Genomic DNA, 14,998 nt, shown 5'->3' with positions numbered 1-14,998 from the left:
TCCATTGTATATCCTATGGATTTACAATAGCCTTCTTTTTTGATACAATAAAAGATAGAAAGAAGGTGAGAATATGTCAAAGACGAGCATGAGTATCCGTTTGGATAGTGAGGTTAAGGAGCAAGCCCAACTGGTATTTAATCATTTAGGGATGGATATGACCACGGCTATCAACATTTTCCTTCGTCAGGCTATTCAATATCAGGGCTTACCTTTTGATGTTCGATTAGACGATCGTGGTAAGTTGCTCCAAGTAGTAACGGATGTAGAGCAAAATCGGAATATGAGTCAGCCCTTTGAATCGGTCTCAGACTTGATGGAGGACTTGCGTGCTTAAGATTCGTTATCATAAACAGTTTAAAAAAGATTTTAAGTTAGCAATGAAGCGAGGTTTGAAGGCAGAACTGTTAGAAGAAGTTTTGAATTTTCTGGTTCAAGAAAAAGAACTTCCTGTCAGATATCGTGACCATCAATTGACCAATTCCAAGCATTTCCAAGGTGTTCGGGAGTGTCATATCCAGCCGGATTGGCTTTTGGTTTACAAAGTAGATCAGGATGAATTGATTTTAAACTTGCTGAGGACAGGAAGTCACAGTGATTTGTTCTAGAAACAAAGGAGGAGAACATGAAGTTAGAAATTTTTGCAGAAGACAAACCAGCTGAAAAAGTCTTTGAGTACAAGCTAGAAGTGGCAGACAATGTGCTGCTCCTTTCCACTGCCATGCTCTCAGGAGTGATTGCTCTAGCCAGCTTGTTTTCAGCCTTGAAAGATTAACTGACAGCCTCTATTTTCCTTTTGAAAATAGAGGTTTTTCAGTCCTTTCAGATCTGATAAGTGTTTTCTTTGGTACTGGATTGTGTTACAATTTTTAGTAACAAGTGTTTATAACAAGGAAACAGAAAAGATGAAACAAAGGAGAAGCGCGTGGCAAGATATTTAGTAGGGCCTTACAACAATAGTTGGAACTTTATGGATGCGCTTGAAAAAGCGCAGGATGGAGATACCATCGAGTTTGAAAATGGGTATGTGTTTCAATGGCCGACAGATGAGGTAATTGTGATCAACAAGAGCCTTCATTTTGTGGGGTATGTAGTTCCAAATCCAAATGGTAATGGGCGCATGTTTAACAACACGATTGAGGCTTCTTTCCGATTTGTAGAGGGAGCTCAGGTGACATTTGAAGATCTGTGGTTTAAAGTTGGTGGGAACTATACTGCCTTGACCTTATGGAATGAGTCAGCTATCACTTGTAAACAGGTCTATTTTGAAATTACCACTCCGACAAATAGTGAATTTTTTATCTATATGGATACGCATTCGAAAATGACATTGGATGGAGTTGGGATGAAGGTTCCGGAAAAACACCAAAGTGTCATCGGAATGTCAGCATCAGAACTGTCCATTCAAAATTCAACGATTTTTTCTAAGATAGATCTGTCAGAAGGATCTAAATTGACCTTAGAAAATGTCCATATTGAAAAATTTGGGAATAATACGATCCATGCCAAGGACTCAGAAGTGATCGCAAAAAATTCAACGATTACAGGCGGGGATCTGGAAAAGGACTTTCCACCAGTTTGGTTGAGGAATGTCATCTGGGAGTCTGAAAACTGTAAAATTGAGTTGCCTACTGGAACTGGAGTCTGTCTTGACAATAATGTTCAATTCAATTCGGATTCCGATCGTATCACCTCTCTCAATGCATTCAATAGTATGATCCGAGCTCACCAGGCTACATTTTCAGAATTTTTATGCGTCTATGAAGAGTCCTTTGCTTCCCTGACTGGAGAAACGACCTTCTTGAATGAGAATGCCCAAACCATTTCGTTTGGAGTTTTTGATGATGGTGTGCTGATGGCTGAGCATATGATTTGTCATAAGATTGCGGATCCTAATATACGGCTTCAAGGTGGAGCCTTTGCGAAGGTGGGCACCGTGACCTATAGGCAGGGCGATGCGCGTGATCTGACCAAGGAAATCGAGGATGACTGTGACTATCTTGTTGGCAGAGAAGTGGCCAAGGGCAATGCGCAAGTCGTTCCTACGGGACAGGCGACGGATGCAACGGTGGCTCCAACCACCGCAAGAGACTCTGGGCCAGAGAAGAAACAAGATGCCCTTCAAGAACTCAATAGCCTGATTGGTCTTGAAAAAGTCAAACATGAGATCAAGAAAATGATCAACATGGTGGAATTTAACAAGAAACGAATCGCCAGTGGCAAGGCACCTGAAAAACAAACCTTGCATGCTGCCTTTATGGGAAATCCTGGTACAGGGAAAACGACTGTGGCTCGTCTGTTGGGAAAAGTGCTCTTTGATGCGGGTGTTCTCTCAGGGGAAGAATTCCGTTTCGTGGAAGCAACGGAGTCCGATCTGATCTCTTCAAATATTGGGGGAACGGCTGAACAGACCCAAGCCCTGCTTGAAAAAGCGCGAGGAGGCATCCTCTTTATTGATGAAGCCTATAGCTTGGATAAAAAGGATAGCGGTGCGGATTTTGGGATCGAGGCGATCAATACCATCCTCAAATTTATGGAGGACAATCGCGATGACATCATGATTATCTTTGCCGGCTATACCAAGGAAATGGAAGAGTTTTTAAAGACTAATCCAGGCCTCCGTTCTCGGGTACCAAATAATTTCATCTTTGAAGATTTCACAGGAGATGAGATTGTCCAACTGGGTGAAATGATCCTAAGCAAAGGAGACTACAAACTCGAAGACCGGGATTACTATGCGCGGCATGTTAAGCGGGCTTATGATGGCTCGCTAGATAAGAGCAATGGTCGCTGGATCCGTAACCTGGATGAGCAATTGACCAAGACCATGGCGGATCGGGTGGTGGCCCAAGGTTCTGACGATATTGAGACCATCCTCAATAGCGATATCGATGCTGTCCTTAACCAAGGTAAGTATCAAGCAGGAGCCGACAAGGAAGAAGATGGGATGGCTGCCCTCAACCGTTTGGTTGGAATTGCTAAGGTGAAAGAGCAAGTCGAACAATTCGTAGCCATGGCTGAGTTCAATCAAAAACGGGCTGAACAAGGTGGCATCGTCGAAGACACGACCTTGCACTCTCTCTTTCTTGGAAATCCCGGTACAGGGAAGACCACCGTGGCCCGCATTTTGGGCAATATCCTCTTCCAAAAAGGGGTTATCAAGCAGAAGAAATTCATTGAAGTTTCGCGGAGCAATCTGGTTGGAGGCTTCCAAGGTCAAACAGCCTTGAAGACGCGTGAAGTTTTGGAGAGTGCATTGGGTGGAGTCCTCTTTATCGATGAGGCCTATACGCTCTATACCGGTTTAAATGATGATTTTGGGAAAGAAGCCTTGGATGAAGTCCTCAAATTTATGGAGGACCACCGCCGCGATATCGTCATTATCTTTGCTGGTTACACGAAAGAGATGCACGATTTCTTGCAGGTCAATTCAGGTCTGCAAAGCCGGATCCCGACTACATTTGATTTTGAAGACTACAGCCCAGATGAGATCGTGGAGATCGGTCTGTTAGGTTTGCGTAAGCAAGGTTACCAGGTCAATGAAGCCCTTTATGGAGAGATTGTGAAAGGGAATTATATGCGTGCCAATGACCATAGTAATGGTCGCTGGGTTCGCAATCTCAATGAAAAACTCTTGCGCCAAGTATCAACTCGGGTAACCCGTGAAGGTAGTACAGACTACAATTCCATTTTGGATCAAGATTTGGAAGCTTTGAGAGAGAATAACAGTTCTGAACAACCCCATACCGTGGATGATCAAGGTTATGTTCTTCCTTAAGCTAGAAGGGACAAGAAAAAGGAGGCTGGGACAAAAGTCCTAGCCTCTCAATTATTTTTGGATTGTCGAGCAAGACGCAGTGGTTGAGTGGGCTCTACTACGCTGATTTCATCAGCTTTTACAGCCCTACTCAACTGTGCGGAGGTGGGACGACGAAATCGAATTCTAACGAATTACCGATTTCTGTCCCACTCTCTTTTTGCATGGACTTATGGTATACTAGGAGGAGATCATTCACTTATGAAGGAGAAAACAATGGTTTTACCAAATTTTAAAGAAAACCTCGAAAAATACGCTAAATTATTGGTTGCGAACGGTATCAACGTGCAACCTGGCCATACCTTGGTCTTGAACATCGATGTGGAACAAAGAGAATTGGCCCACTTGATTGTGAAGGAAGCCTATGCCTTAGGGGCACACGAAGTGATTGTCCAATGGGCAGATGACTTCACTACCCGGGAAAAATTCCTCCATGCACCGATGGATCGCTTGGACAACGTGCCTGACTACAAGATTGCAGAGATGAACTACCTCTTAGACCACAAGGCTAGTCGCTTGGGTGTGCGCTCGTCTGATCCAGGTGCCTTAAATGGTGTTGATGCAGAGAAGCTTTCTGCCTCAGCTAAGGCTTTGGGCATGGCCATGAAACCAATGCGCATCGCCACTCAATCTAACAAGGTCAGCTGGACAGTTGCTGCTGCAGCAGGTTTAGAATGGGCGAAAAAGGTCTTCCCAAATGCGGCGAGCGACGAGGAAGCAGTGGACCTTCTTTGGGATCAAATCTTCAAGACTTGTCGAGTGTATGAGGAAGATCCAGTCAAGGCTTGGGAAGAGCATGCAGCTATTCTCAAGAGCAAGGCAGATACACTAAATAAGGAACAATTCTCAGCTCTTCATTACACAGCACCTGGAACGGACTTGACTCTTGGCTTGCCGAAGAACCACGTCTGGGAATCTGCCGGAGCTATCAATGCCCAAGGTGAAGGTTTCTTGCCAAATATGCCGACAGAAGAGGTCTTCACAGCTCCTGACTTCCGTCGTGCAGAAGGCTATGTCACCTCTACAAAACCGCTTAGCTACAATGGAAACATCATCGAAGGCATCAAAGTGACCTTTGAAAATGGAGAAATTGTGGATATCACAGCTGAAAAAGGCGATCAAGTCATGAAAGATTTGGTCTTCAAAAACAAGGGAGCGCGTGCCTTGGGTGAATGTGCCCTCGTACCAGACCCAAGCCCAATTTCACAGTCAGGCATCACCTTCTTTAACACTCTCTTTGATGAAAATGCCTCTAACCACTTGGCCATCGGAGCAGCCTATGCAACCAGCGTAGAAGGTGGTGCAGAATTCACAGAAGAAGAACTCGAAGCAGCCGGCCTCAACCGCTCAGATGTTCACGTCGACTTCATGATCGGCTCAAGCCAAATGGATATCGACGGCATCCGAGAAGACGGCACCCGCGTCCCAGTCTTCCGCAACGGAGATTGGGCAATATAGGGAGCAGGACAGAAATCGGTAGACGCAGTCTCGATTTCGTAGTCCTGCCCCCGCACAGTTGATTAGGAAGTACGAGTACCGTAGGTAGGAGTAGTTCCAATCAACCACTGCGCCAAGAGACAGAAATCGGTAACTCGAAGAGTTTGATTTCTTCCTCGCTTTTTGGATTCAAGGCTCGGGCAAAAAAGGTCCACAGGACCTTTTTAGTGCCCCCGCACAGTTGATTAGGAAGTACGAGTACCGCAGGTAGGAGTAGTTCCAATCAACCACTGCGCCGAGAGACAGAAATCAGTAACTCGAAGAGTTTGATTTCTTCCTCGCCTTTTGGATTCAAGGCTCGGGCAAAAAAGGTCCACAGGACCTTTTTAGTACCCCCGCACAGTTGAATAGACTGGACGAAGAACCGAAAGGTTCGAGTACCGTCAATCAACCACTGTGCTGAGAGATAGAAATCGGTAGACGCAGTCTCGTAAAAAAAGTAAGGTAGTAGTGAATCATCACTACTACCTTACTTTTTGTCATTTACGCTATTCTAAAATCAAGAGACCTTCTTTGATTTCAAATGGGTTGTTTGGGTTGATGCGGTCATAGAACATGATGCCGTTGGTGTGGTCGATTTCATGTTGAACGACGATGGAGTTGTAGCCTTTGAGTTTGATGCGTTTCTTTTCCCCATCTTTTGTGAAATACTCAACCGTCACGCGGGCATGTCGAACCACATGGCCTGGGACGTTGCGGTCAACAGAGAGACAGCCTTCCCCGTCGCCAAGCGCAGCATCTTGAACAGAATGGGCGACAACCTTTGGATTATACATGACTTCTTGAAGGCTATAGGCTTCTTTTGGTGGGTTGCCATCGGCATCTTCTGGATTGGGAACCAAAACAGCGATGATTCGTTTAGAGATATCCAGCTGAGGGGCTGCGAGTCCCACTCCTCCACGGAGGCCGAGTTTTTCAGCCATGACAGGGTCTTGAGAATGGTGCAAGAATTGCATCATTTTTTCACCCAGGATAATTTCCTGGTCAGACAAAGGGAAGGTCACGTCTTCTGCAACAGCTCGAAGTGTTGGATTTCCTTCGCGGATAATGTCATCCATATCAATCAAATGGGACGCTCTTGTAACTTTTTCAATTGCTTTCATCGTTTTACTCTCACTTTCTTTCTACTCTCCATGATAACACAAAAGAGCCTAAAATTAAAGTTATCTGTCGACGGTTTCCGCATGTTTGATGGACAAATCATTCATCCTTCTTGCATCTAAAATCGTATAGATCCGTCCTTCTCTTTGGACTAAGCCCTCTTCGATCATCTGCTTGATGACGCGGCTAAGGTGGCGGTAGCTGATCCCAAAACGCAGGGCCAGCTGATTCATCTTGGGCTTGAGGGTCCCATTTTCATCGCAATGCTCCAGAAAATGCGTAGCGAGGCGTTCCTTGACCGAATAATGAAAGTTAGCAGGAGCCAAATAGTTGATCTGGTGCAATTTCTCAGCCAAGGTCTTGGCCGTAGAGCGCAAGAAGGTTGGATCAAGCAGGAGGCGCTTCTTAAAGTGCTGGGCTGGGAGCTGGACGACTAGCGAGTCTTGGTCTGCAATGACCGATGTGATACAGACTCGATCGAGCAGGAGCTCAATCTCTCCTAAGAGTCCAGGTTTTTCTTGGATTTCAAGGATGGTGTCGCTACCGTTTTCAAGACTGTGGATAACCTTGAGTCGGCCTTTGAGAAAATAAGGAATGACATCTTGCTCAGAGCCTTGGCGGCAGATATAATCTCCAGCCTGATAGAGAACGAGGTCCAGCTGGCTAAGACAGTCGCCTGGAAAGATCTGGTCCAATTGGTAGTCTGTGATGATATCCTTGAGTCTTGTAGATGGGGAAATTTTTTTCATCTCAATCTCCTAAAATAGGACAAATGTCCTGTTTTTCTATTTCTAAATTGATTATACTAGGATTCTATTGAAAATACTAGTTTGAATCTTTTCTGAAAAAAACTAGTAAAATCAAATGTTACCAGTAAAGTGTAGGAAATAAAAAATGAAAAAAACAATGGAAAGAATCAGTCTCTTGAGCTTGTCGCTCATGCTGATCTCATCTTTTTCAATTACAGCCGGTTTGCCAGCTATGAAGGCCTATTTTAGCCAATTCGGCTATACAGCAAGTCAAGTAGAACTCTTGGTTTCCCTGCCAGCCTTTGCGGTCGTGGCCATGCTCTTTTTAAATAGCGTGATCGAGCGGTGGATGAGTGAGCGCCAGATGATTGTCGTAGGGCTTTTGCTCTTTTCAACTAGTGGGCTCTTGCCTTTGATTGTGCAGGACTATCCTCTCATCTTTCTGAGTCGTCTGATCTTTGGCTTGGGGACAGGAATGATCAATGCCAAGGCTATTTCAATTATCAGTGAGCGCTACTCAGGCAATGATAAGACCCGGATGCTGGGTTATCGGGGGTCTGCTGAAGTAGTGGGTTCTGCCATCTTGACCTTTATTGTGGGACAACTCTTACCCCTAGGCTGGCCAGCGATCTTTACCGTATATGGTGGTGGTTACTTGATTTTACTCCTCTATATCCTTTTTGTCCCTTATCCTAAGGAGAAAAAACAGGCTAGCTTGAAGGAGAAAAAGAAAGGTTCCGCACGCCTTCGCTCCCCTCAATGGCGTTTTAGTCTAATGCTAGCTGTGATTGCTGGTATCATCATTTGCTTCAATTCTATTATTAGCCTGCGCGTGCCGGATATCATTGTTGACGCTCGTATGGGAACAGCGACAACAGCTGGAACCGTCTTGAGTCTGATGCAATTAACAGGGATTGTAGCAGGGGTAGGCTTTGCCAGTTTGACACATGTTTTCAAAAAGAACTTGCTCATGATCATGTGCTTTGGTTTCGGTCTAGCTCTGGCCTTGATTGGCTTGTCCGGACAGCTATGGAGCTTGGTTTTAGGAACTCTCTTAGCCGGATTTACTTACAGTACGGGGATCACCAGTATCTTCTATCACTTATCTGAAAAAATCCCGACCAATCTCCTGAATCTTGCGACCTCGCTGGTCTTGATCGGCTGCAATCTCGGATCAGCCCTCTCTTCTTTCTTCATCCAGTTGGTGACGCCACTAGCTCCCTCTAATCACCTGCTCTTTGTCTGGATTGGTGCTTTGATGGTCGGAACGGGAGTCTTCGCCTCACAATTACTAGCACGAACGAAATGATGGAGAAATCATTTCGTTTTTTTAATTCAATTGATTGCGTCCTGTCACTAGCTCGTGTTATTATAGGAGGAGTGTGAAAAAAAGATTAGTTTAAAGGATAGAATAATGAAAAAAATCATGGAGAAAGTGAGTATTCTCGCGCTTTCATTTATTTTGACGACCTCGTTTTCGATTTCGAGTGCGCAGTCGGCCATGTTTGCCTATTACAAGGGAATTCCTCACAGCATGATTGAGCTCTTGGTCTCGCTTCCTTCTGCCGGGATCATGGTTTCACTCATCTTCAATAAATGGATTGGACGCCTATTTTCAGAGCGTCAGATGATTGTGACGGGCTTAGTTGCTTACGCTCTATGTGGCTTTATTCCCTTAATCAGTCCAGCCTATCCGGTTGTCTTTTTGTCTCGGATTATTTTCGGGATGGCAGTTGGTTTGCTCAATGTTTCTGCCATTGCCATTATCAGTGAACGCTATAAAGGAAAAGAACGCGTCCAAACCCTTGGTATTCGTGGTTCTGCAGAGGTTGTTGGGACGGCAGTTTTAACCTTTGGAGTCAGCCTCTTGATTCGCTTTGGCTGGCAGGCTGCCTTTCTCGTTTACGGTATCAGTATTCCTATCTTACTTTTGTATCTCTTATTTGTGCCCTATGGATCTACGACGGAAGCAGTGGAGGAAAAACACCGGGATGTCAAGATGACGGGGGGACAATGGCGGACTACGCTCGGCTTAGCGGTCGTTGCGGCAGCTATCGTCTTGTCCAATGTCATGATCACCGTTCGGATTCCAAGTGTGGTAGAACAAGTTGGACATGGCACTGCCCAAACTGCTGGGGTTATATTAGCAGCCATGCAATTTGTTGGGATCTTGGCAGGTTTGGCCTTCTCGCCCTTGACCTATCTATTCCGTGATCGTTTATTATTGGTTTCGGGAGTAGCTTATGGTGTGGCCCAAATGTTGATCGGGGTCTCTCCAAATCTCTTGATTCTTGCCCTTGTAACCATTGCTTCTGGCTTCGCCTACAGTGTGGCTTTGACAACAGTTTACAATGTCTTATCTGATAAGATGCCAGCAGGGGTCTTGAGCCAGGCAACATCCATTGCAGTTTTGGGATGCAGTACAGGTTCGATCGCAACGACCTTTGTCCTTAGTCTATTAGGGACGATCTCATCTGCTCCAGTCTTTATTTTTGGATTTTCTGGTATCCTCATGATCCTGGTTTCATTTTTTGGCCTTTGGATTGTGCGAAAGAGCAGGAAGTAATTATGCGGCTAGATAAATTTTTAGTGGATTGCGGCGTGGGGAGCAGGACTGAGGTCAAGCAACTCCTCAAGCAAAAGAAAATTGCAGTGAATGGAAAAAAAGAGACAGCAGGAAAGCTACAGATTGACCCAGGCAAGGATCGGGTGATCTTTATGGGGGAAGACTTGGTCCATGAAACCTTCGTGTATTATCTGCTCAATAAACCAGCTGGGGTTATCTCAGCGACTGAAGATGATCACCACCAAACTGTGCTGGATCTATTAGATGAGACAGCCCGTCATAAGGAAGTCTTTCCTGTCGGACGTCTGGATATCGATACCCATGGCTTGCTCCTTTTGACCAATAATGGCAAGCTCGCTCATGCTATGCTTTCGCCGAAAAAGCATGTGTCGAAGGTCTACCGTGCCCAAGTAGCTGGGATCATGGATGAGGCAGATGTAGCCCGTTTTGAAGCAGGCATTGCCCTCAAAGACTTCACCACCTTACCTGCGAGATTGCAGATCTTAGAGGTGGATGGAGCAAATGCCAGCTCCTACGTCGAAATTGAAATCGCAGAAGGAAAATTCCATCAGGTTAAGCGTATGGTCGCTGCCTGTGGCAAGGAAGTGGCGGATTTAGAGAGGATCTCTATGGGTCCTCTAACGCTAGATCCAAGTCTAAAATTGGGAGAATGGCGAAGACTTCAGCCTTCAGAACTGGCCTCTTTAGAGGTGTTCGGAGTTCCCTTATAAGCGAAAAAACAAGCAGTCTGACTTTAACGGACTGCTATTTTTTATTTGTATCAATAAAATGAACTGAATAGGCAAAAATGAAACAATTCGCTTGTGCTATCAAAATAAATTGATTATAATGAAAAAAGATAGGTTGTGCGTAAATTCACAATATGTAGTGATAATTTTTTTACTAACATACCATATCTAGTAAACGTAGAAAAAGGAGAAAAATCGTTTATGAAAAAGTGGCTCTATTCTGTTGTGACAACAGTTGCCCTATTTTTACTAGCGGCTTTAGGATTTGCCAAAACGGATAGGATTACCAAGGTACATGCGGATACTATCAATAGTATCATTACATCCGTGGAGTTTTCGAAGTCCTCTGGGGGATCTCTAACAGATCCGATTGGTGTCTGGGAAAGTTTTCAAGTAAAAGCGAAGTTTGAGTTACCCGATGGACAAGTAAAGTGGGGAGATAAGACAGAAATTGAACTTGGAAATGATTTTAAAGTCTTGGAAATGGACACAGTTGACCTACTGGATCCTAGCGGTCAAAAAGTTGCGACGGCGACGGTAGACAATCAAAGAAAAAAGATTACAGTGACCTATACAGACTATCCTGAAAAAATGGCTCATGTGACAGGTTCATTGCGTTTCTTTGTGCGTGTGGATCACCAAGTTGTCAAAGATCAGAAAACGCTTGATTTTAGTCTTTCCATTAATGGTGTGTCTAAACCGTTTGGGAAAATTGAGTACAAAGGGGTCAATCCGGGTGAAAATCCTCCTACTCCAGAAGTCTTTAGCAAATGGGGATGGACCAACTCAGATGATAAATTAAAATTGACCTATACCTTGAACATCAATCAAGGGCATACCTCCCTCCATAATATTGATATTAAAGATCAATTGGCTTTTACAGATGGAAAGATCAAAGTAGATTCTGTTAATATCCATACAGGAACTTGGAGGATCAGTGACGAAGATGGGGCATATCATTTAAGAGACACCACGAACGTCACCAAGGACTATTCTCCGGTTGTCAGTGCTGATGGTCAATCTCTAACGGTTCACATTGGGGATCTAGCTCCCGAGCAAGGAATGACCATTCGTTATGATGTCTATTTGGACAAGGTACCGGTGATCAATACAGCTTACAAAAATCATGCAACTATGACAGCTACGGAGGTCGAGGAGCAAACTAAAGACGCAGTCATCCTGTACCAATTCCTTGAAGGAAACTTTAATGGTGAAAAATATTCATTCACTATCCATAAAAAAGGAGAAAATGGTCAGGCTCTTGCAGGTGCTACCTTTGCTGTGACAGCAGATGATACAGGTGAGCAAGTTGGGATCATCACAACAGATGAGGATGGTGTTGGAACCATTACTGGCTTGATCAAGCAAGCTTATACGGTTCAAGAGATTCAAGCTCCAACAGGCTATATTCTCTCAGAAGAGCCAATCAAGATCAGCAAGGACGATTTTGGAAATGACCTCGCAATTTCTCGTGATGTTGTGAACCAAAAAGAAAAGACCAGCATCTCTGGTCAAAAAACATGGAATGACAATGATAATCAAGATGGCAAGCGTCCATCAAAAATTACTGTCAATCTCCTAGCAAACGGTCTTAAAGTGGCTTCTAAAGAAGTGAAACCAGATGCAACAGGGAATTGGGCCTATCGTTTTGATAATCTCGATCTTGTCGACGATGCTGGGAATATCATTGCCTACACCGTTTCAGAAGAACCTGTTGCAGGGTACGAAACAACTGTTGAGGGAACGAATATTACTAACAATCGTATACCAGACATGACAGAAGTAGTGGTTAAGAAAGTCTGGGATGATAAGGAAAATAAAGACGGTCTTCGTCCAGAAAAAATCACTGTCCGCCTTCTTGCAGATGGTCAAGAAGTGGCTGTGAAAGAAATCACAGCGACTGATAATTGGCAGGCAAGCTTTACGGATCTACCTGTATACAAGGACGGCAAGAAGATTGTCTACACCATTACAGAGGATCCAGTAGCTGGTTATACAAGCAAGATTGATGGTTTCACGGTAACGAATCGTCATATCCCACCGACGACACCACCGACAACACCACCAAGCACTCCGCCAACGACACCACCTACACCCCCTCCTACACCGCCATCGACGACACCACCAACCACCCCGCCAAGCACACCGGAGAAACCAGAAACTCCAACTACACCAAGAGAAGGAAAGAAAAAAATTCTTCCATCAACTGGTGAAGTTATTGCTTACGGGTTGACCATACTCGGTGCCCTCTTAGCAGTTTTTGCTTTGGCTTTGCTCTTGCGTGGTAAACGGAAAGAGAAATAAGCTTCATACCGATAAAGAGGCTGGGACAAAAGTCCTAGCCTCTCAATTATTTTTGGATTGTCGAGCAAGACGCAGTGGTTGAGTGGGCTCTACTACGCTGATTTCATCAGCTTTTACAGCCTTACTCAACTGTGTGGAGGTGGGACGACGAAATCAAATTCTAACGAATTACCGATTTCTGTCCCACTCTCTTTTGAATAAGTTGCTTGAAGAATGAATTCGTTAAGCTGTCCAAATTATTGAGATTCTTTATAGAAAAGAGAAAAGTTCCTCTCTTATAAACTCATCTTAAAGGAAACATAAGTGTTTGACAGAAAGATGAAATCTTGGTAGAATAAGAAGGTCGAATAGACAACTAACTCTTTCTTGGTAGCAGGCTATGCCAAACCTGCCACTCGGATAGAGCATAAAGAAAAGGAGCTTATCATGGCAATCTCAAAAGAGAAAAAAAATGAAATCATTGCACAATACGCACGTCACGAAGGTGACACTGGTTCAGTAGAAGTACAAGTTGCTGTCCTTACTTGGGAAATCAACCACTTGAACGAACACATCAAACAACACAAAAAAGACCACGCTACTTACCGTGGTTTGATGAAGAAAATCGGTCGCCGTCGTAACTTGTTGGCTTACCTTCGTACAAACGACGTTAACCGTTACCGTGAGTTGATCAACTCTCTTGGACTTCGTCGTTAATTTAAGATACAAAGGCCGTCAAAAGCACAAAGCAAAAATAGGAAAATTGACGAAGAAGCTTCAGCTTCTAGGAGATTTTATCTTTTTTGCCAAGTGCTTAGGCCGTGTTCAATTGAATACAAAAGTTAAGTTACTCTATTATAGGGTGACTTTTCTTTTTTACTAGAATTATAGTACAATCTTCGGTTCGTCGCCTTGTCTAGAAACGTTTTATCCAGCAAGGATGGAGCCCTCTGAATTCAGAGGGCTTTTTTGTTAATTTTGATAGAATATACTCAAGTATAATCTTCGGCTTTGGTTCCTAGCATCGTAAGGTAAAATAGACCAGATCTGTCTCCCTTCGGGGAGATTTTTTGTTTTGTTGTCTTTTCCTTATCGAACAAGATCCATCATTCTGAGGAAGTCGTTTTATTTGACAGATGTAATATCTAGAGTTACAATTTATGCATCATAAGAAATAGAGGTTATCGCTATGATTGATATTACATATCTAGACGGTGCAAAACAAGAAAGAGTCATGCATTTTGATTCCTACGATGAGTTTGAACGCTCCCAACAAGCTTGCTTGATTGGGGTAGCAGATTTTTATCCTGTTGTGAAACTGACCTATAATGGGCATGAATTGGATTACCAAGGGACTTACGGAGATGTCTTCTTCTATTTGATGAAGCAAGATTTGACGCAGTACCAAAACTAAAGGAGAAAGAAAATGGCAAAAGCAATTACAGACGCAACATTTGAAGCAGAAACAAAAGAAGGCTTGGTCTTGGTAGACTTTTGGGCAACCTGGTGTGGTCCATGTCGCATGCAAGCTCCTATTTTAGAAAAATTATCGGAAGAACTTTCGGAAGATGAGTTAAAAATCCTAAAAATGGATGTGGATGAAAATCCAGAAACAGCGCGTGCTTTCGGCATTATGTCCATCCCAACCTTGCTCTTTAAAAAAGATGGGCAAGTGGTTAAACAAGTTGCTGGTGTACACACTGCAGCGCAAATTAAGGCCATTGTGGCGGAGTTGAGTTAGTAAAAAAGAGTAAGATAGGAACGAATCGTTCTATCTTACTCTTTTTGTATTGACCTTTTAAAATTGACTTATTGAGTCAAGAGATCCATAATCTCTTCGATACTTGATTTGCTACCTTTTTTTAGATAGTTTTCTTTACTACCTTTTTTAAAAGTTGACAAATTTGGTACCGTCTTGATATTCATATCATGTGCAAAAGCTGTGATGTCTTTTCGCTCCTTTGAGTCGTTATCCAGGTAATAAACGGTCTGATTCGTTTTTTGAATAGCAACTGCTAATTTGGGAGCGAATTTTTGACAGTATGGACATGATTCGCGACCGATATAGAGAATGAAATCTTCTTTGTTGTTGATTTTCTCTTGTACTTCAGATAGCGGAATCTTTTTGACGTAAGTCATTGCTTCCTGGTATGTATTTGGGGTAATAATTTCTCTCTTTTTGAAATTCATGTATAAGATAGCAAGAAGAGAGATTGTACAAATGGAAAAAATGGGA

Annotated in this window: 15 protein-coding genes; 12 read left to right on the top strand and 3 right to left on the bottom strand. The window is 43.6% G+C overall.

Features of this window, described 5'->3' with window-relative positions; translation table 11 throughout:
- Positions 1–73: 73 nt before the first annotated feature.
- The 5 genes from AC6IZR_RS09415 (at position 74) to AC6IZR_RS09395 (ending at position 5,275) form a co-directional block, all read left to right on the top strand.
- Positions 74–337, top strand: a complete 264-nt coding sequence (locus AC6IZR_RS09415) for a type II toxin-antitoxin system RelB/DinJ family antitoxin (protein ID WP_003016112.1) — start codon at positions 74–76, stop codon at positions 335–337.
- The gene (locus AC6IZR_RS09410) at positions 330–608 is read left to right on the top strand and encodes a type II toxin-antitoxin system YafQ family toxin (protein ID WP_003016081.1); all 279 of its coding nucleotides are present in this window, start codon (positions 330–332) and stop codon (positions 606–608) included. Before AC6IZR_RS09415 ends, AC6IZR_RS09410 begins: the two co-directional genes overlap by 8 nt.
- 17 nt (positions 609–625) lie before the next feature.
- Positions 626–775 carry a hypothetical protein gene (locus AC6IZR_RS09405; RefSeq protein WP_049488740.1) on the top strand — a complete coding sequence of 50 codons (150 nt, stop codon included), beginning with the start codon at positions 626–628 and terminating at the stop codon, positions 773–775.
- Between the two features lie 150 nt (positions 776–925).
- Positions 926–3,778, top strand: a complete 2,853-nt coding sequence (locus tag AC6IZR_RS09400) for an AAA family ATPase (protein ID WP_497848492.1) — start codon at positions 926–928, stop codon at positions 3,776–3,778.
- A gap of 255 nt (positions 3,779–4,033) precedes the next feature.
- The gene (locus AC6IZR_RS09395; protein ID WP_003015886.1) at positions 4,034–5,275 is read left to right on the top strand and encodes an aminopeptidase; all 1,242 of its coding nucleotides are present in this window, start codon (positions 4,034–4,036) and stop codon (positions 5,273–5,275) included.
- A gap of 527 nt (positions 5,276–5,802) precedes the next feature.
- Here the strand turns inward: AC6IZR_RS09395 and def are convergent.
- Both def and AC6IZR_RS09385 read right to left on the bottom strand, forming a co-directional pair.
- Positions 5,803–6,417 (bottom strand): peptide deformylase, encoded by a 615-nt coding sequence (gene def / locus AC6IZR_RS09390; protein WP_497848491.1) that lies wholly within the window; start codon positions 6,415–6,417, stop codon positions 5,803–5,805.
- 60 nt (positions 6,418–6,477) lie between these two features.
- A complete protein-coding gene (locus AC6IZR_RS09385; RefSeq protein WP_371473969.1) occupies positions 6,478–7,164 on the bottom strand; it encodes a cyclic nucleotide-binding domain-containing protein in 687 nt (228 codons plus the stop codon).
- Positions 7,165–7,309: 145 nt separating this feature from the next.
- Between AC6IZR_RS09385 and AC6IZR_RS09380 the strand changes: the two genes are divergently transcribed.
- From AC6IZR_RS09380 to trxA, 7 genes are all read left to right on the top strand, one after another.
- A complete protein-coding gene (locus AC6IZR_RS09380) occupies positions 7,310–8,473 on the top strand; it encodes an MFS transporter (RefSeq protein WP_497848490.1) in 1,164 nt (387 codons plus the stop codon).
- 105 nt (positions 8,474–8,578) lie between these two features.
- Positions 8,579–9,730: an MFS transporter gene (locus tag AC6IZR_RS09375; protein ID WP_497848489.1), complete on the top strand. Its 1,152-nt coding sequence runs from the start codon at positions 8,579–8,581 to the stop codon at positions 9,728–9,730.
- 2 nt (positions 9,731–9,732) lie between these two features.
- Entirely contained in the window at positions 9,733–10,461 is a 729-nt protein-coding gene (locus AC6IZR_RS09370) for a pseudouridine synthase (RefSeq protein WP_497848488.1), read from the top strand.
- Between the two features lie 219 nt (positions 10,462–10,680).
- Positions 10,681–12,783, top strand: coding sequence for a Cna B-type domain-containing protein (locus AC6IZR_RS09365; RefSeq protein WP_497848487.1), 2,103 nt, complete (start codon positions 10,681–10,683; stop codon positions 12,781–12,783).
- A gap of 426 nt (positions 12,784–13,209) precedes the next feature.
- Positions 13,210–13,479: a 30S ribosomal protein S15 gene (gene rpsO / locus AC6IZR_RS09360; protein WP_003004251.1), complete on the top strand. Its 270-nt coding sequence runs from the start codon at positions 13,210–13,212 to the stop codon at positions 13,477–13,479.
- Positions 13,480–13,951: 472 nt separating this feature from the next.
- Positions 13,952–14,176 carry a DUF4649 family protein gene (locus tag AC6IZR_RS09355; RefSeq protein WP_024054957.1) on the top strand — a complete coding sequence of 75 codons (225 nt, stop codon included), beginning with the start codon at positions 13,952–13,954 and terminating at the stop codon, positions 14,174–14,176.
- Positions 14,177–14,188: 12 nt separating this feature from the next.
- Positions 14,189–14,503, top strand: a complete 315-nt coding sequence (trxA, locus tag AC6IZR_RS09350; RefSeq protein WP_003013593.1) for a thioredoxin — start codon at positions 14,189–14,191, stop codon at positions 14,501–14,503.
- Positions 14,504–14,571: 68 nt separating this feature from the next.
- Here trxA and AC6IZR_RS09345 read toward each other — a convergent pair whose 3' ends face one another.
- Complete coding sequence (locus tag AC6IZR_RS09345) at positions 14,572–14,901, bottom strand: DUF6568 family protein (protein WP_480992346.1); 330 nt, start codon at positions 14,899–14,901, stop codon at positions 14,572–14,574.
- Between the last annotated feature and the right edge of the window lie 97 nt (positions 14,902–14,998).

Source organism: Streptococcus mobilis (assembly GCF_059727625.1).
Note: the sequence above shows the minus strand (reverse complement) of the source record. Positions and strands in the feature narration are given on the sequence as shown.